Below are 18060 nucleotides of genomic sequence, written 5' to 3'. Positions count from 1 at the left end.
AAGAAAGCATGGCATGCCTGCAGGAGGGGGGATAACCAGCAGATGACGCTGGAAAGAGGAGTTCTTACTGCCGCCTGGCTGATCAGCTTCGCCATCTTCATCCTTCTGGTTCCCCGGAACAGAGTGAAGGAAGCCTGCATCCTGTTTCTGTCTGCACAGGTGATTACCTGGCCTGCCGGCCTGCTTCTGGTGGAGCTGGACTTCATGACGCATCCGGTCCGGGAATTCCCGGTTGCCACCCGGTCCAATTTTACGTTCAACTATTTGTTTTATCCTGTGATCTCTATGCTGGCGAACCTTTATTATCCGTTACATGCCTCCAAATGGAAACAAACCGCTTACCAGCTTGCGGCAGTAGGCGGTTTGTCAGGCCTGATGCAGCTGGTGCGGAGTTACACCCAACTGATTGACCATGTGAAGTTCAACTGGCTGCTGAGCTTTCTGATTATGTTTTTGGCGTTTAACGTCACCCGCATATATGCCGCCTGGTACTTTCGGGGGCTCAAGCGGAACGGAGGAGGGGGCGGGGCATGAGCGTTAGCCTGCAGTACGGGTTTCTGGGAGTGGTTTACCTGATTGGCATCGCAGGGTTTGCTGCCGTTCCCGCCCATAGGCGGAGAGAGGCCCATGCTGTTTTCCTGTTTCAGAACATGCTGGCCTGGTTTCTGGGGCTGATCGCCGTGGAGGCCGGCTGGCTCATCTACCCGGTGCGGGAGCTGGCCAAGTCCAGCAGCACCAGCTTTTTGTTCGAATATTTATGCTATCCGGTTGTAGCCGTTTATTATAATTTTTTTTACCCGGAAAAAGGCTCCGCCAGAGCCAAACTGGGCTGGACCGCATTGTTTGCCTTCGGCATCACCATACCCGAGTTGCTGATCGAGGCCTATACCGATCTGGTGAGATACACGGGCTGGAAATGGTATTGGACCACCATCAGCGTCGGCCTGACGTTGGCGGTATCCAGACTTTTCTTTGTTTGGTTTTTTGGCCCGCATAGAGTGTCTGTATCGGGGAAAAGGTAAACCAATACGAAAGTGGGAAGTGGCGGCATGGTTACCGTAATGTATTTCATCTTGAGCTTTACCTTGGCGGCGCTTATTGCCCTGGTTGACATGCTGCTGCGCAAGCAAAGCATCCAGCTGGAGCTGTTAAGCGTCTTCAGCAAAAATGAAAATATGAACATTATCTATTATTTGTTCTTTTGGATGTTTGGCCTCTTGTGGGGAGGGGTTACGGATTACCGGTTCTGGAAGGCCAAACGGAGCAAGCAGTCTTAGCCGTGCATTGGGGGAGGGGATTTCATGCAGGATACATCGGTTGAACAAATTTCCTTGACCCAGATGTTCCTTATCCTCATCACCTTCGAAATCGGCTCCTCCGTACTGGTCGGAGTGGCCCCGGCGGCGGGGCAGGATGCATGGCTTGCGGTATTATGCGCACTGGCGGGGGCTTTCCTGCTGATCACCATGTACCTGTCGCTGGTACGCTACGGGAACGGGAAGAATTTGTACCTGCTGTATGAGGAGTTTTTGACCAAATGGGGAGCCGTTCCCGTCGGGGTGTGCTACATCGGTTATTTTTTGTATATGGCGGCAGTGGTCATGAGGGATCTTATCGAGCTTTTGGATACAGCGGTTTATCCGGCCTCCCCCAATGAGTTCATTTCCTTTTCCTTCATCCTGGTTATTGCCTATATCCTCTACCTGGGAGTGGAGGTTTTTGCACGTACCACCGAGATGATCATCCCTTATTTTATGCTGTTTTTTCTTTTGATGCTGGTGCTCCTCGTCATCAACAGGTCGATTCATTTCAGCTACCTGCAGCCGGTTCTTGCCGAAGGCTGGAGGCCTGTGCTGACGGAGGCCTACCCCAAAATACTCACATTTCCCTTTGGAGAAAGCATCGCCCTGACGATTCTCATGAGCCAAACCGCCGGACAGGCAAAGCTGCGCAAATTTATGTGGACAGGGCTACTGATCAGCGGCAGCGTGCTGGCTTTTGTGTCCGTTCTGCAGGTAACCGTTCTGACCCCTGAGCGCGTTAAACGGACGGTGTTTCCCTTGCTGAGTGTAAACCGCTCCATCGATGTGGGGTTTCTCTTCGAACGTTTGGACGGTGTGGTGGTGTTTCTGATGCTCTTGGGGCTTTTTGTGAAGGTGGCCGCCCTGTTTTATGCCGGATTGAAGGGTGCTGAATATATAACGGGTGTGGGCTACCGTTATTTTTCCGTGCCTGTGGCGGTTCTGGTGGCCTTGACCTCGCTTCTGCTGGCCAGTGACTATATGGAGCATATAGCGGAGGGGCTGGAGGTTGTGCCCTACTATCTCCATATCCCCTTTCAGCTGGTGCTGCCCGGGGGACTATGGCTGCTGACCCTGTGGAAGCGCAGCAGGCGCCCGAAAGCTTCCGGGAAAGGATGACGAATGTGGATGCAGCGGCAATATGGAATGAACGCCTGAATAAGTACCGGAACACCTTTGTTCAATCGGCCGATTTCCGGATCAACCAGTTCCGGTTGGGAAACAAGGAATGCGCCGTGTTATGGTTTGCCTCCATGGCCGATCAGGCGGTGCTGTCGGACAAGCTGCAGCACGCTATGGATAACTTTTTCCAGCAGAAAGAAGAGCTTCAAGACAACCTTACTCTGGAGGAGCTGTGCAACCGGGCCATGCCCGGAGCCGGCTGTGCGGTGGAACGGGACCAGTCCAGGCTTATTGATGAATGCCTGCGGGGCAAGGCTATCCTGCTTATCGACGGACTGGAGGGCGGCATCTGCATCGGAGTGGTCAACAGCAACACGTACCGTCAGGTGGAGGAGCCCAGCACCCAGACCATTATCAAGGGACCCAAGGAAGGGTTCACCGAATCCATCGATATTAATCTCGGGCTGGTGCGCAGAAGAATAACCCATCCGGGCCTGTGCTTCGAAAAATTTGTGCTGGGCAGCGATACCTCCACTACCGTCTATCTGGCTTTTATCCAGGGAATCGTGAATCCCGGAATCCTGGAGGAAGCGCGTAAACGGCTGGCAAAGGCCAAGCCCAACGCCTTATTCGATTCGGGAATGCTGGAGGACTACATTGTCGACAAAACCCTGACTCCGTTTCCTCTAATCTATACGACGGAACGGCCTGACGGCGTATGCGGCCATCTGGTCAGCGGCAAAGCGGCCATTTTGGTGGACGGCAGTCCCTTTGTGCTGACCATCCCCACGGTATTCAGCGATTTCTTCCAGTCGTCGGAGGATTATTACCAGCCCTTTTTGATCAGCACCTTTGTCCGCTTTATCCGGTATTTGTCATTTCTGATCGCCCTTTTGTTTCCGGCCATTTACATTTCGGCCATTACCTATCACATGGAGCTGATTCCGACGGAATTGCTGTTCACCATAAGCTCCCAGCGGGAAAATCTGCCCTTCCCGGTTTTTGTGGAAGCGATGCTGATGGAGATCACCTTCGAAATTCTTCGGGAGGCGGGGGTGCGTATGCCGCGGGCTGTGGGCCCTACCGTCTCCATTGTAGGCGGTCTTGTCATCGGCACGGCGGCGGTAGAAGCAGGTATTGTCTCCAACATCATGGTCATTATTGTGGCTTTAACCGCCATTTCCAGCTTCGTATCCCCGATTTATAATTTATCGGTTTCCTCGCGGCTCTTGCGGTTCGGCCTGCTTACTCTGGGAGCGTTGGCCGGCTTCTATGGGGTCATGATGGGGATGATGGTCATGATCGGGCATATGTGCTCCATCCGCTCTTTCGGAGTCCCTTATACAGCACCCTTCGGCCCGCTGAATATCAAGGATCATGAGGATATATTGCTGCGCTTCCCCTTGTGGCTCCTGAAGAAGCGGCCGGCTTATCTGCAATCTCCCTCACCTGTAAAGCAGCCTGATGCCCATAATCCTTCTCCGCCCAAAAAGAAAAAGGGGGGACAGCGACCATGATCCGGAAGTGGCTGATGGTGGTGCTTCTGGCCGTATCCGTGTCCGGGTGCTGGGATTATACGGAGCTGTCCGACGTATTTTTTGTGGTGGGCATGGCGGTGGACAAGGGAAGCCCTCCCTACAAATACAAGCTCACAGTGGAATGTATCGTTCCCAGTGAATACGACAAAACCACAGGAGGACGGGTAGCCCCCTCCCAGCTGTATTCCATGCAGGGCAATACGGTGGCGGATCTGTCGCGCAAAATGAATGTTGGACTGGGCCGGGAGCTGATCTATTCCCACATGCAGCTGCTGGCCATCAGTGAAACCATCCTCCGGGAGGGAGAGGTTCAGTTTTTCGATTATTTGGAGCGGGGGCGGGAGACCCGGGATAACTTTAATGTAGTGGTGGTCCGGGGCAAAAAGGCGGAGGAGGCCCTCAAGATCACCAACCCTACGGAAAAATACGCCACAGGCAAACTCAACAAACAGCTGCAGATCGCGGTGAGGGAATGGGGGTCCGATCCGGACATCCGGCTGAGCGATTTGTTGAACGCCCGTATGAGTCCCGGGAAAGGCGCCGTTATCGTAGGGGTTCAGGTAACCGGCAATCCGGAAAACGGGAGGGAGAATATCGAGAACTCCATGCCTCCGTCCAATGCCATCATTTCCGGCCTTGCCGTTATACAGGATATGAAGCTGCTGGGATTTATGGACATCAAGGATACCCGCAGCTACCTGTGGCTGAAGGGAGGGCTGCGCAACACGTCGGTCACCGCCCCCCTCGGGGGAGGCAGGGACTTTACGATCCGGATCATCAAATCCAAAACGGAGGTCAAGGCCTCCCATGAAGGGAACACTCCCCGCTTCCATGTCACCATCCGGATGGACAGCTTCCTGGAGATGACCGAATCCCCCGATGCGCTCACTACCATGGAATTGGAAAAATATGCCCGCTTAGCGGAGGAAACCATTGAGTCGGATATCCGGCAGACGCTGAAAAAAGCCCAAGAGACCTACAAGACCGATATTTTCGGCTTCGGCAATCATATGTACCGCCAGCAGCCGAAGTTTCTCAAGCCGATCCGGGAGGAATGGAACACCTATTTTGCAAGGGCGGAGGTCACTGTGGAGACCCATGTCCGGATCAAACGGGTGGGCTTGAATACGGATTCCATCTCCGAATGACAACGGCTTAAAAGGGCCTTCCAGACGGGGAAAAGATTATTTATTAGATAGTGGTTAATTAACCGATTTGTCAAGATTGCCCCTGTTGGCGGAGGATGCCGTCCGTTATAATGGAGGACGGATGTACACTGCTGGAGGACATGGGGGACTAACATTCGCATGAGCGGACAATTGCAGAAGCAAATCGGCATTTCGGTAGCCATCTCGCTGGTGATGGGTACGGTTATCGGCTCGGGCATCTTTATGAAGCCGGGCCGGGTTATTGAATACGCGGGGGATTCCAATCTGGCTATGCTGGCCTGGATCCTGGGCGGCCTTCTCAGCATCGCGGGCGGATTGACGATGGCGGAGATCAGCGTTCAATTCCCGAGAACGGGCGGACTGGTTGTGTATTTGGAGGAAGTGTACGGCAAGGTATGGGGATTTTTATCCGGCTGGATGCAGACCATTATTTACGGACCGGCCATCATGGGTGCGTTGGGTCTGTATTTTGGTTCCCTTCTGGCGAATTTCTTCCATTGGGACGCTTCGCTGAAGCCTTGGCTGGGTGTGGCGGCTGTACTCTTCCTGTTTACGGTGAACAGCCTGGGGACCCGCTACGGGGGTTTTGTGCAAACGGCTTCAACCGTAGCCAAGTTTGTGCCGATTGTGCTGATTGCAGTCCTTGGATTGATCAAGGGAGATGCTGCCATCTGGGGAGCGGAAAGCGGCATTGCCGAGCAGATGGGGATGGGAGCGGCCATTCTGGCCACCCTGTGGGCCTATGACGGCTGGATGCTGGTAGGCAATGTGGCTGGGGAAATGAAAAATCCGGGCAAACATCTGCCCATCGCCATCGTAGGCGGATTGACCATTGTTATGGTGGCCTATGTACTGGTCAACCTGGCCATGCTGCATGTGCTGCCCGCCTCGCAGATTGCCTTGCTGGGGGAGAACGCCGCCAGTACGGTAGCCCAGCAGGTCATGGGCGGACTGGGCAGCAAGGTGATCAGCATCGGCATTCTGATCTCCATTTTTGGCTGTCTGAACGGCAAGATATTGGCGTTCCCGCGGGTAACCTTCGCAATGGCGGAGCGGGGGCAGCTGCCGTTCTCCCGGGTTTTCGCCAAGGTGCATCCCAAGCTGGGCACACCTGTAGGCGCAACCCTGCTGCAGGTAGTCATCGCCATTGTGATGATGACCCTGACCAACCCGGACTATCTGTCCGAAATGGCTATTTTCGCCATCTACATCTTTTATATTCTGGCGTTTATCGCCATCTTCATCCTGCGCAGGCGCCATCCGGGAATGAAGCGGGTGTACAGTGTTCCGCTGTATCCTGTTATTCCGCTGGTGGCCATCGGCGGGTCCCTGTTCGTGGTGGGCAGCACCTTGTTCAACCAGTTCTATGATTGCCTGTGGGCCATTCTCATCACCCTGCTGGGGCTTCCCCTGTATGTGGTGATGAACCGCCGCAACAAGGAAAACAAACTGCCGGTTTCGTCTTAGGAGCTGCGAGGAAATTCGCGGTACTTATTTCGGCGCAGTCTCTTAATAGTCGTACACAGGTTAGACCGGAGGGAAACCCTCCGGTCTTTTTGTTTCGGGCTGGGCTAGGCCGTATTTGCAAACACGGGCTAGATGTATCGGTCTATTCAAAATGAGGCATACTACAAATGTTGGAAAATATGGATGGTAAAAAGGGTTGGGGATGGATACATCATGAATAGCTCTTCGCCTCGCAGAATTATGTCCGTCATTAGCCCGGGTGGGGTCACGTACCTCAAATACAAAAACCCGCTGATGGTTGTCTGGTGGTCGGCCGCTTTCCCCGGCTTCGGACATCTGTTTATCAATCAATATATACGGGGCGTCCTGCTGACCCTGGCTGAGGTGATATTGAACACCCTGGCCCATATTAACCAGGCGTTGATGTATTCGTACACCGGACGTTTCCAGATGGCGAAGGATATTCTGGAGATGCGCTGGGCTGTCGCATACATGCTGATTTATATGCTTTCCATTTGGGACAGCTACGTCAATGCCAAAACCTTGAACAAGACTTACCGGATGGCGGTGCTGGAGAATGCGAGAATATCTCCCGGGTCAATGTATGCCAGGGAGATTCAGGTTCTCGACAGACGGAGCAGGCTTTCCGCCGCGCTGATGTCGCTGTTTTTTCCGGGAATGGGACAGTTTTATAACCAGCGGATCGGCCTGGCGCTTTATGCGGTATTCTGGTGGGGCGTTTATTCCAGTCTGTCCTTTGTACCGGTTTCCCTGCACCGTTTGCTATTGGGGGATTTGCCGGGCTCTCTTGAGGTCCTGAGATGCCACTGGCTGCTGTTTATGCCTTCGGTGGCGGGAGGGGCGGCCTACCATGCCTTCGAAACGGCGGGGGAACGCAATAATTTGCTGCGTATGGAGCAGCGCCAATACTTGCAGGAGCGGTACGGGGATACGGATGTCCGGATCTTCCTGCGCTGAAGACGAGGGGGAGTGGCGAGTGCTGATTATGGCAGCCTTTCACCTGTCTCTGGAACTGGAGGAAGCGCTTCTGGTCCTGGAGAAAGACGGGGTGGAGCGGCGCGGCATCATGGTAGTGCCCTTACACACCGGACCTGAAGGGGATGGGACAGGCTGGAAATCCGATTGGGTCCAAACCTCCTTCGAAACGGGAATGGCGTTGGGGACAGCCAGTGCGGTAGTGGGGATCAGCCAGGGGTTTATACGGGAGTGGGGCCCCTTGATTTGGGGGTTGATTACAGCAATATCCGGTTTCCTCCTGGGGTTTGGGCTCTGCGCGCTCTTCCAATACCGGCTCTGGCGGAGAATGACTCCCGGCCGTCATCCGGAAGCAATGGTCATCATCCGCTGCAGGCCGGAGGATACAAACCGGCTCCGCAGCGTATTGTGGCAGCATGGAGCCTTGTCCGTGGGCAATGTGGCAGAAGAGGGATAGTGCATTTGCACAATAAAATTCAGTGGATCATCAATTGTTTAAAGTTGATGATCTTTTTATAATGAAAACGTATTCAGAAAGACGGTTTGAATAAAGGGGGCACCCACGAGAGAGAATAAACGGATTAATTATGAGATTCCAGGAATAGTAGGGAAATATTGATTACACGACTAACAAGGAGGATTTGACATGACACCATTGGTTATTAGTTGGGTCGGGGCTTTGATCGGACTCCTGCTGGCCATCCTTTTAATTCTCTTCAAACTGGCTCCCACGTATTCATTAATTCTGGGTGCGATTGTAGGCGCATTTATCGGCGGAGCCGATTTTGCCCAAGCGGTCAGCATTGTGATCTCCGGTACACAAAGCGTAATGGGGACCGTTGTCCGCATTATCGCCGCCGGTGTTTTTGCAGGGGTTATGATGGAATCGGGGGCGGCCGAAGCCATTGCGAAGACCATTGTAGACAAGCTGGGCGGCACCAAAGCCATGCTCTCGCTGGCCCTGGCTACGATGATTATTACTGCTGTAGGCGTGTTTATTCCCGTAGCTGTGCTGATTGTGGCCCCTATTGCCTTGTCTGTAGGCAACAAGATGGGTTACTCCAAGGTAGCCCTGCTGGTAGCTTTGTCCGGCGGCGGCAAGGCTGGCAACATTATCTCCCCGAACCCCAATACCATTGCGGCGGCGGGCGGCTACAAGCTTGATGTGAACCAGGTGATGCTGGGCGGTTTGATTCCGGCTATCTGCGGTGTGATCGTAGCGGTTATCATTGCTTCCATGATTAAGTATAAAGGCACCAAGGTAACCGACGAAGAAGCGGCCGAGCTGGAGAAGGTCAGCACTACCAATCTCCCGTCTTTGGCAAAATCGCTGGTTACACCGGCTATCGCCATTGTGCTCCTGATGATCAGCCCTGTCGGCTCCATGCTGGGTCTGGATGCGCTGGCAAAGCTTAAGATTGATTCCCTGTATATCCTGCCTTTTGCGGGGATTGTGGGCTCATTGGCATTGGGCAAACGCAAGAAAATTCTGGAGTATTGCAGCTCCGGTCTTAACCGGATGACTCCCACCATTCTGATCATTATCGGCGCAGGCGCCATCGGCGGACTGATTACAGCCTCCAGCCTGCCCTCCCAGGTTGTGTCCCTTGTAGAAGCCTCCGGACTTTCGGGAACCTTCCTGGCTCCCATTGCAGGTATTCTGATGGCAGCCGCAACGGCCTCCACGTCCACCGGCGTTATTCTGGCCACCGGCTCCTTCTCCAATGCCATTCTGAACACCGGCGTAGCCCCGTTGTCCGCAGCGGTGATGACCCATGCCGGCGCAACCGTCATCGACCATCTGCCCCATGGAACCTACTTCCATGTTACCCGTAATGCAATGGGCATGAGCATGAAGGACAGAATGAAGGTGGTTATGTACGAAAGCATGGTCGGTTTGACCATGACCATCGTGGCCGTCATTCTGTACGGATTTATCCTTTAAAAGATTGGAGTAAACATCATGAAAAAAACATTTGTTTTGGCTCCGGATTCATTCAAGGAAAGCATGACGGCCAAGGAAGTCTGCGAAGCCATGGAAATAGGCATTAAACGGGCCATTCCCGACGCAACCTGTATTCATGTGCCCATGGCGGACGGCGGCGAAGGCACTGTCCAGTCCCTGGTGGACGCCACCGGCGGCACCCTGATTGAAAAGGAGGTCACCGGTCCTCTGGGTAATCCGGTGCTTGCCCGCTATGGCATTCTGGGCGACGGGAAAACCGGCGTCATTGAAATGGCTTCGGCCAGCGGCATCCATCATGTGACCAAGGAAACCAAAAACCCCATGATTACCACCACCTATGGAACGGGGGAGCTGATCCGGGACTGTATCGAGAAGGGTATTACCGAGATCATCCTGGGAATTGGCGGAAGTGCCACCAATGACGGCGGGACAGGCATGGCGAGAGCCTTGGGCTACAGGTTCCTGGACAAGGCCGGCCGGGAGCTGCCCTTCGGGGGCGGGTTCCTGGGCGCTCTGGACAAAATTGATACCAGCGGTGTTATTCCGCAGATCAAGAACATCCATATTCTGGTGGCATCGGATGTGACCAATCCGCTGTGCGGCGAACGCGGAGCCTCCGTTGTATTCGGCCCGCAGAAGGGAGCAACCCCGGAAATGGTGCAAACGCTGGACCAAAACCTGCGCCATTACGGTGAGGTGGTCAAGGCACAGCTGGGCATTGAAATCATCGATGTGCCCGGTGCAGGCGGTGCAGGCGGTCTTGGGGCAGGTTTATTGGCCTTCACCAATTCCAACATGCGCAAGGGTATCGATATTGTGATTGAGTATACCCAATTGAAGGAAAAGCTCCATGGAGCGGATTATTGCATCACCGGCGAAGGCGGGATCGATTTCCAAACCAAGTTCGGCAAGGCTCCCTTCGGTGTGGCTCAAGCGGCCAAAAAAGTTGACAGCAGCATGAAGGTAATTGCCTTGGCCGGTTATATCGGACAGGACATCGAGGTGCTGTATGAGGAAGGCTTCGACGCCATCTTCGGCATCGTGCCGGGAGCGGCGGAGCTGGAAACCCTGCTGGCCCAAGGCAAGGCCAATGTGGCCCGTACGGCGGAGAGTGTCGCCCGATTGTTGAAATAAATAAAAGGATGTCCCCGGTGCAGCGGGGGCATCCTTTTTTTCGTAAGCGGGTTTAGGTTTATTTCACCCGGGCGATAAGCGCAAATACCAATTCCACCAGCTCCAGAATATTCTTGGGGTCCTTGCCGGTCAGCTTGTGGATTTTGGCCAGGCGGTAATTTAAGGTGTTGCGGTGGATGATCAGCTGATTGGCTGTTTCGTTGGCGTTCAGGTTGCAGTTGATATATATCTGGAGGGTCTTAATCAATTCTCCGTCCATGTGCAGGAAGTCGGTGATCTGCTGGATGGCGTCTCCCGGCTTGGGCGGTTTGGCCATATCGGCAATGAATTCACACTGGGCATAGAAGATGACGGTTTCGTTATAAAAGACACCCTTGAGCACACGCATGGCGGCCTTGGCCTGCCCGTAGCCCATGGAGACCGTGTCATTCATTTTGCTAACAGACATGAATGCTGCCGGGTGCTGGGTACGCAGAAGGTTTTGCAGCCGGGCGATCCCGTCGTTGTCCTGCACGATGATACATAGGGAATGGTTGGACAATTTGAAGCAGGGATAGCTGTCGATAAGGTCCTCGGAGGTTTCCCGGGGAAACTCCACGACCATCACCTGGGAGGGTTTGGACAGGTGGAGGCCATAGGTCAGGGCCTGGTCGATGACGGGTTTGGTATATTCCACGTCCATCTCGGCAATGAGATCAAAAAATTGTCTTTTTTGATTCATTTTGGCATTTTCCTTTTCCAGGGTTATGCTCTGCTCAATCAGCAGGATCACGGCGGACTTCAGCAAATTCCCGAACGGACGTGTTTCCTCCACCTCGCCGCTGATGCCCACCACACCTACAATCCGGCCGTTCAGCTCAATGGGCAGATTGATGCCCTTCTTCACATAGGTTTCATCCTCGTAAATATCCACGGGCTTCCGCTGCCGGATGGCCTCCACCGCCCCATGATGAAGCGTGCCGATCCGGCTTTTGTTTCCGCTGCCGATAATCGTACCGGTGTGATCCATAATGTTGATATTGTACGGAATGTCTTTCATCATACGATCCACAATGTTTTGGGCTTGATGATGGGACAATTCAACCATAGCCGGAGCTCCTTTGCTGAAGGGTTAACGCTTCATGATTTCAATGTGCCTCCAGTTCCTCTGCGGACAGGACCAGCTCGCCGGATCTGGAGATAATTGTATGCTTCCGGTCCGCCAGCTGCACGCTCCAGGCGCCGGCCAGGACCGGAGGCAGGTCCTCCGGCCACACGGTCAGCCTTTGGGGGCTGTCGTAGACCGTATGGAGGGGTTTGCCGTCAAGACATACCTCCGAGTCGCTGCTGAACCGTCCTCCCTCCACCACAAGCTTGCCGGTGGTGTCCCGGAAGATTTTGGCCAGGGCGGGACTGCCGTAGCCCATCTCGAACCTGGCCGCCGGAACCGAACCTGCGATGCCCTGAAGGCGGTAACCCTCCTGACTGCCGAAGAGAATGTCGTATTGCAGCCGCTTGTAATCCGCAAGCTCCTTGTTGTCCGCCGGGTAAGCATGGGCATAAGGACGGATGGGGATGATGGGCTGTTTCTGGGACAAGGCATACAGGTAATCGGTGTAATAAGTGCCGGGGCTTCCGGCGTAATGGAGCAGATAAGGGCCCAGGAAGCTGGCATTCATCCGCAGGCTCTCACGAGGCTGGAGCTTCATATTATCCCAGATGACGAAGGGGGTATAATGCAGCTTCTCCATCTTCTGGGCATCCGAGTCCTCCTTATGCAGGAACCCCCCCTCCCGGTAAGCCAGATAATCCGGACCGAGACCGGGCAGGTGGTCGCCGAAGGAGAGAATGACCGTCGGCTCCCCGCTCTTGCGGTAATGCTCCACCAGCTTCCGGAAGGCCTGGTCGAAGGCTTGGGCGCCTGTGGCGTAATTCTCCAGGATGTTCTTGGCCTTGGCGCTTAACGGACCACTTACGGAGATGGGGTTGGAGTAAAATTTGTTTTCGTAGCTGCCATGGTTTTCCATGGTGTTGGCGAATACGAAATCTGGACCGGGTGAGCTGTCCATGGCTTCGATAATTTTGTCCATCACCTGGCTGTCCTCGAAATTGGGCCCGTGGAAGCGGGGTTCGAAGAACTCACAGCTGATAAACCGGGAGAAGCCCATATTGCGGTAGACGTTGCGGCTGTTGAAGAACCAGTTGAAGTACGGGTTAATGGCCGTGGTGGTATAACCCTGCCGGGCATAGATGCCGGCCAGCGAATCCACACCCCGGCCCATATAGCTGATATAGGCGATGGCATCCTTGGGCAGAAAACGGACAGAATTGCCCGTCAGCACCTCAAATTCCACGTTGGCGGTTGTGCCGCTGAACTGGGGGCTGAGCATCCAGCCACCGGTGGTTTCGGCCATCATGGAGTGGAAGAAGGGGATCGGGTCCTCGCTGAAGCGCACCTCCGGAAGCAAGGTCGGGTCCCAGAAGCTTTCGGAGAGCAGCACGATCACATTGGGGTGTTCATGGGAAGCCTTCTCGGGTTGAGATCTGATTTGCTCTGCGTAGGAGGGCGAAGCAGGCAATGAACGGATCAGGCTGCGGAGCTCTCCTTTGGCGGAGCCGGCCGGCCGCACCGGCGCTACGAAATGGAGGTTGTCCAGGGTCGAAGCCCAGAAGCCGTTGCGGCTGTAGTTGGCCTCCTGCTCATAATGGATCCAGGGCAGGCGCAGATGGTCCGTAAAGGGAAGCGGGCTGTTGAGATAAGCGGAGCCCAGAATAAGCAAGCCGGAAGCAGCGTACAAAAGCCGTTCCCGCCGGCCCAGCCTCGTTCCGGGGATCCGGAAGGCCAGCATCAGTACCGCGGCTGCAATAACCACTCCTGCAAGCAGCCCGGAAGTGAGGTGGGGATTGAGCCCGGCAACCGGGTCCGGCTCCCCTCCGGGAAGCATGATGACCCAAGGCAAAAGAGGCAGTCCGGTGCGGTTCATGCTGATGCCGCTCCATATGCCGGTTACCGTTATCCCGGCAAGCAGCAAAACGGAGGCGGCACGGGTGCGGCCTGTGAGTGCGGCTGTTACCAGGGTGACCCAAAAAGCGATCCAGTAGTTCAATACAAACTCATTGTTATAGTCAGCCATCCAGACAAAGGCCGCATACCAGCTTTGACGGGTTAAGGCTTCTGTGAGGAAAACCAGCAGGAAGGGGAGTACAACAAGCGCTGCCCGTTTCAGGACAAAGCGGAACCAGGCCTGGCGGAATACCGCCTTGCCTCTATTTTTCAGCATGCTGCTGCTTTTGGCCAGCCATCGGGCCTTATGGGGATGAGTCATGCCATTCTTCCCGCCATTCTCTTGGTGTAAGCGTTCACCGGCGCTTCTCCATCATTATAGCGTTCCGGATGCGCCGCGTCATCAAGGAGATGGCAGGAAGCGGACATGGGTTTGTGCTAAGAAGCCGGCTCCTCTGAATCCTTGGGATGGGCGAAAATGGCAAAGGTGCTGATGCCGCTGCTCCGCTCAATGCCGGCGATCTCGATGCCCTGGCGGTGGAGCAGCTGGAGAAGAGCCTGCTCGTCATAGGCGGCGGCCAGCAGCTGGCCCTCCTCAGGACGCCGCAGCAGCTCCCGGGCCATGCGGTCCAAGCAGGAGTGGCGGTCCGGGAGGCTGTTGGCTCCCCCATCCCCGGAGCCGTTGCCATGTCCATAGCCGTTGCTAGGTGTCCCTCCTCTTACGGACATGAGCAGCGGGCTTGTCAGGTACCGCTTCTCCTCCAGCAGCATCCGCAGGAGACTCCAGCCGTCCCGCTGCTCCTCCAAGGGGATGTCGGCGATCCACAGCTTGGGCAGGGAGCGGGTTTGCTCCAGCACGAACAACAGCTCCTCCCGGCTGACAAACCGCAAGGGTTCCCCGGCACGCTCTGCGGCGGTGTCCAGGAGCAGCGGGTTTTTCTCGTCCGGCTCCTGCAGGACGGCGATTCTCCCTTTCAGCTCCGGCGGTTCATAAGCAGGCAGGTGCACGGAGAATTCGGAGCCGCTTCCGGAAACGGATTCCACTTGGATTTCCCCGCCGTGGGTATCCACAATTTCCCGCACAATGGACAGCCCCAGCCCGGTGCCGCGGATTTTGCGGTGGCGGGTTGTCTCTACCCGGTAGAACTTCTGGAACAAGCGGGTCAGGCTTTCCTCGGGAATGCCCAGCCCGTAATCCTTCACCCGGATAGCGGCGCGGCCGTCGGTGCAGGACAAGGAAATATCCACCGCCTCAGCGCCGGGGGAGTATTTGACCGCATTGCTGATCAGATTGTGCAGCACCTGGATGATCCGTTCCCTGTCCCCGCGGATGAAAAACCCGTGGGCAGGCAGGTCGAGACGCAGGGTATGTTTGTCCGTCCCCTGCCATTGCCCGGCGACCTCCGCCACCAGCCCGCCCAAATCCAGAGGCTCGAAGTGGTAGGCCAGCCGCCCCGTCTCCATGCGCTGGATGTCGAGGAAATCATCCACCAGCGCCGACAGCCGGACCACCTCATTGTGGACGGTTTCCAGGTAGCGGACTCTTTTCTCCGGGGGAACCTCCCGTTCCAGCAAAATTTCGGTAAAGCCCTGAATGGCGGACATGGGGGTGCGCAGCTCGTGGGAGACAATGCTGATGAAATCATCCTTCATCCGGTTCAGGCGCACCTCCTCCGAACGGTTGTGGAAGACGAACAGGTAGCCGATCCGGGCCCGGCTCAGCTCGTCCAGCACGGGGGAGGCGTAGAATTCGTAATAGACCGGGTCGCTTCCGTCCCGGGGAGCCTCCACATGGAGGTCAATGCTGGCCGCCGCCCCGGAGAGCAGGCTTTCCACGACGGGAGAAAGGGCCTCCCGGGTGGCGGTTTTCAGGTTCTGTCTCGCCAGATAGGCGGCGATGAGTTGTCCGGGGGCCGGTTTTTCCTGGAAGAATTCCTCCATCTGGGGGTTAGCGTAGTTGATTCTGCCCAGGTTATCCGTCATGACAAATCCCTCGTGGGTGGTCCGCATGACGCTCCGCAGGGCGGGATACAGCAGATTTTCATTATAAACCCGTCCGATGGAGCGGGTTTCTTCATAGGAACGCATCAGCGCATAACCCAGCACCAGGAAAGCGGCGGTGGTAACGCCATGGGCAAACCACCAGAGAGCGCTCCAGGGAGCCGCAAGGATAACAATCAGAGAAGCCTGGGCCAAAATTAGCTGGGCAAACAAATGATTCCGCCCCAAGGAGGAATAGCTGCGCACCATAAGCAGATGGGCCGATGCCGCCAAAGCAGTGAGCAGGGCGAGCAGCTCGATGACGGTAATGACATAAGAATGGAGGAGGCCTGCTTCGGCTATGGCTCCGGTCAGGAGTATGGCGCACGCCCATGCGGCAAAATGCTTGTGCCACCAGGAGAGCGGTTTTTTGCGGAATTCCGGAGACCGTTTGGCCAGCTGGGAACGCAGCCCCAAATAGCTGTAGATACATAGGATTAGCCGCGACAAGGAGCCGATGCCCAGGAAAAGGGCGGTTTCCCTTTCGGCTGCCGGGGTCAGGAGCGCCTGGAACGCGGCCATAAACGCAAAGCCGGCAAACGCCAGGGCAAAATACCGCAGGGAAACATCCAGCTCCATCAGGTAAGAGCGTCCTGCGGCTACCCCCAGGCAGCCCGACAGGAGCACGGCAGCGGCAAGCATCATGCCGTAGGCCGGCTTTTGGACGAGCAAAGCCCCACCCTCCGGCATAACCCGGATAAAGGCCATACCCAGCACCGGCAGGAAAGCCAGCAGCAGAAAGCTTGCGCGCCTGTAGCCGCGGAGCATATGCATCATATCGCCTCCTTGTCCAATAACTCCCTCTTTTATTAGTATACATCCCCTGGAAAAAGGAGGCCAAAAATCTGTCGATTTTTTTGGAAGAATGGACGATGCTGGAGCGGATTTATGGAGAAAAGGTAATTTCTGGGCGGAAGGGCTCACGTCCTGCCTTCTTCCTGTGGTATGATAAGATAATAGATTGTGAGATGCAAGGGAGGCGGAGTGCAACATGAGGTTGCAGGAAATTCAGGATTGGGGCCAACAGGTCAAACGCAATGTGGAAAAGGTGATTGTAGGCAAGGAGGAGGTTATCGACCAGCTGCTGATGGCGCTGCTGGCGTCGGGGCATGTGCTGCTGGAGGATGTGCCGGGAACAGGCAAAACCATGCTGGCCAAGGCGCTGGCCCGGTCGCTGGACACCGGCTTCAGCCGCATCCAGTTTACTCCGGATTTGCTGCCGGCAGATGTAAGCGGAATCAACTTTTTTGATATGAAACGTTCGGAATTCCAGTTCCGGCCGGGGCCGGTTTTTACGAATCTGCTGCTGGCAGACGAAATCAACCGGGCCACTCCCCGCACCCAGTCGGTACTGCTGGAATGTATGGAGGAGCGCCAGGTGACCATTGACGGAGTTACCTATCCCTTGGAGCAGCCGTTCCTGGTGGTGGCTACCCAGAATCCTCTGGAGAACCAGGGCACCTTTCCCCTTCCCGAGGCACAGCTGGACCGGTTTATGCTGAAGATCAGCATGGGGTATCCCGGCCGTGAGGAAGGGATCGAAATCCTCCGGCGCTTCCGGAGCGCGGACCCGCTGGCATCCCTTACCCCGGTGTCGGATGCGGCCCAGATCCGTGCAGCCCAGGCGAGCTACACGGCGGTTACCGTCCATGACGACTTATACGGGTATATTCTGGACTTGGCGGAGAGGACCCGCAGCGATAAGGACCTGCTTTCGGGGGTCAGCCCCCGGGGCTGCTTGGCCATGCTCCGTGTGGTCCAGGCCCGGGCTGCGCTTGCCGGCAGAGACTATGTGTCGCCGGATGATGTGAAGGCTATGGCGGTGCCTGTCTGGGCCCACCGGGTGCTGCCGGCCCGCCGGGGCAACCCCTTCGAGCGGGTGGCGGAATCGGCGATCCGGCGGATTCTCGCCGAAACCCCGGTGCCCACCGAATCCGCCGAGGAGCTGGGCGCGCGGTAGTTGGGCCCAGGGGAGTTCTGCGGGGCCCGCTGATGCAAGCATGCCCCTTGGGCGCTGTATGGACCGACTGATCCAAACACGCCCTGGGCGCTGTACGGACCAACTGATCCAAACACGCCCCTTGGGCGCTGTATGGACCGAACCTGCGGACGCTGTCCTCGTGTCGTTACATTGGAGGCAATGGCGTATAAGCTTCAGGGCCTAACGGAACTGAGGACACCTTAGCGGCAAAAATGGAGACGTTTGAATTTCTTACGGAACTGAGAAGCTCTTAGACGCCAAAATTGGTCGCAATTCACGCTAATAAACCTTCTAAGAGCCTGTGAGTTCCGTTACGCGCCGAAAAAGCCGGTTTTTGGCCTCTAAGGTGCTGTGAGTTCCGTT

At 55.7% G+C, this 18060-nt stretch carries 15 protein-coding genes; 12 read left to right on the top strand and 3 right to left on the bottom strand.

The features are described from left to right. The first annotated feature begins 42 nt into the window (after nt 1-42). From ACI1P1_RS11245 to ACI1P1_RS11195, 11 genes are all read left to right on the top strand, one after another. Nucleotides 43-534 (top strand): CBO0543 family protein, encoded by a 492-nt coding sequence (locus tag ACI1P1_RS11245; protein ID WP_416216479.1) that lies wholly within the window; start codon nt 43-45, stop codon nt 532-534. Beyond that, nucleotides 531-1022 (top strand): CBO0543 family protein, encoded by a 492-nt coding sequence (locus ACI1P1_RS11240; RefSeq protein WP_416216478.1) that lies wholly within the window; start codon nt 531-533, stop codon nt 1020-1022. The genes ACI1P1_RS11245 and ACI1P1_RS11240 overlap by 4 nt, the downstream gene beginning before the upstream one ends. A gap of 27 nt (nt 1023-1049) precedes the next feature. Continuing rightward, nucleotides 1050-1277: a hypothetical protein gene (locus tag ACI1P1_RS11235; RefSeq protein WP_416216477.1), complete on the top strand. Its 228-nt coding sequence runs from the start codon at nt 1050-1052 to the stop codon at nt 1275-1277. A 24-nt stretch (nt 1278-1301) separates the two neighbouring features. Further along, nucleotides 1302-2420, top strand: coding sequence for a GerAB/ArcD/ProY family transporter (locus ACI1P1_RS11230; RefSeq protein ID WP_416216476.1), 1119 nt, complete (start codon nt 1302-1304; stop codon nt 2418-2420). After that, nucleotides 2363-3940, top strand: coding sequence for a spore germination protein (locus ACI1P1_RS11225; protein WP_416216475.1), 1578 nt, complete (start codon nt 2363-2365; stop codon nt 3938-3940). Before ACI1P1_RS11230 ends, ACI1P1_RS11225 begins: the two co-directional genes overlap by 58 nt. Next, nucleotides 3937-5109 carry a Ger(x)C family spore germination protein gene (locus ACI1P1_RS11220; RefSeq protein WP_416216474.1) on the top strand — a complete coding sequence of 391 codons (1173 nt, stop codon included), beginning with the start codon at nt 3937-3939 and terminating at the stop codon, nt 5107-5109. Before ACI1P1_RS11225 ends, ACI1P1_RS11220 begins: the two co-directional genes overlap by 4 nt. Nucleotides 5110-5268: 159 nt before the next feature. Beyond that, on the top strand, nt 5269-6597 hold the full coding sequence (locus ACI1P1_RS11215; protein ID WP_416216473.1) for an APC family permease: 1329 nt from the start codon (nt 5269-5271) through the stop codon (nt 6595-6597). 213 nt (nt 6598-6810) lie between these two features. Further along, complete coding sequence (locus ACI1P1_RS11210; RefSeq protein WP_416216472.1) at nt 6811-7575, top strand: hypothetical protein; 765 nt, start codon at nt 6811-6813, stop codon at nt 7573-7575. 19 nt (nt 7576-7594) lie between these two features. After that, complete coding sequence (locus tag ACI1P1_RS11205; protein ID WP_416216471.1) at nt 7595-8050, top strand: hypothetical protein; 456 nt, start codon at nt 7595-7597, stop codon at nt 8048-8050. Nucleotides 8051-8239: 189 nt separating this feature from the next. Then, nucleotides 8240-9538: a GntP family permease gene (locus ACI1P1_RS11200; RefSeq protein ID WP_416216470.1), complete on the top strand. Its 1299-nt coding sequence runs from the start codon at nt 8240-8242 to the stop codon at nt 9536-9538. 18 nt (nt 9539-9556) lie between these two features. Then, complete coding sequence (locus ACI1P1_RS11195) at nt 9557-10693, top strand: glycerate kinase family protein (protein WP_416216469.1); 1137 nt, start codon at nt 9557-9559, stop codon at nt 10691-10693. A gap of 58 nt (nt 10694-10751) precedes the next feature. Here the strand turns inward: ACI1P1_RS11195 and ACI1P1_RS11190 are convergent, their stop codons facing one another. The 3 genes from ACI1P1_RS11190 to ACI1P1_RS11180 all read right to left on the bottom strand — a co-directional run bounded on the left by ACI1P1_RS11190 (nt 10752) and on the right by ACI1P1_RS11180 (nt 16493). Further along, nucleotides 10752-11780, bottom strand: a complete 1029-nt coding sequence (locus tag ACI1P1_RS11190) for a CdaR family transcriptional regulator (protein ID WP_416216468.1) — start codon at nt 11778-11780, stop codon at nt 10752-10754. A gap of 40 nt (nt 11781-11820) precedes the next feature. After that, nucleotides 11821-13998: an LTA synthase family protein gene (locus ACI1P1_RS11185; RefSeq protein ID WP_416216467.1), complete on the bottom strand. Its 2178-nt coding sequence runs from the start codon at nt 13996-13998 to the stop codon at nt 11821-11823. Between the two features lie 116 nt (nt 13999-14114). Next, nucleotides 14115-16493 (bottom strand): sensor histidine kinase, encoded by a 2379-nt coding sequence (locus tag ACI1P1_RS11180; RefSeq protein ID WP_416216466.1) that lies wholly within the window; start codon nt 16491-16493, stop codon nt 14115-14117. Nucleotides 16494-16707: 214 nt separating this feature from the next. On the opposite strand from ACI1P1_RS11180, the gene ACI1P1_RS11175 reads away from it, so the two are divergent. Then, the gene (locus ACI1P1_RS11175; protein WP_416216465.1) at nt 16708-17676 is read left to right on the top strand and encodes an AAA family ATPase; all 969 of its coding nucleotides are present in this window, start codon (nt 16708-16710) and stop codon (nt 17674-17676) included. Nucleotides 17677-18060 lie beyond the last annotated feature (384 nt).

This window comes from Paenibacillus mesotrionivorans (assembly GCF_046098205.1).
GTDB lineage: Bacteria > Bacillota > Bacilli > Paenibacillales > NBRC-103111 > Paenibacillus_AR > Paenibacillus_AR mesotrionivorans.
The sequence above is the reverse complement of the archived record's forward strand: the minus strand, read 5'-3'. Positions and strand labels throughout refer to the sequence as shown.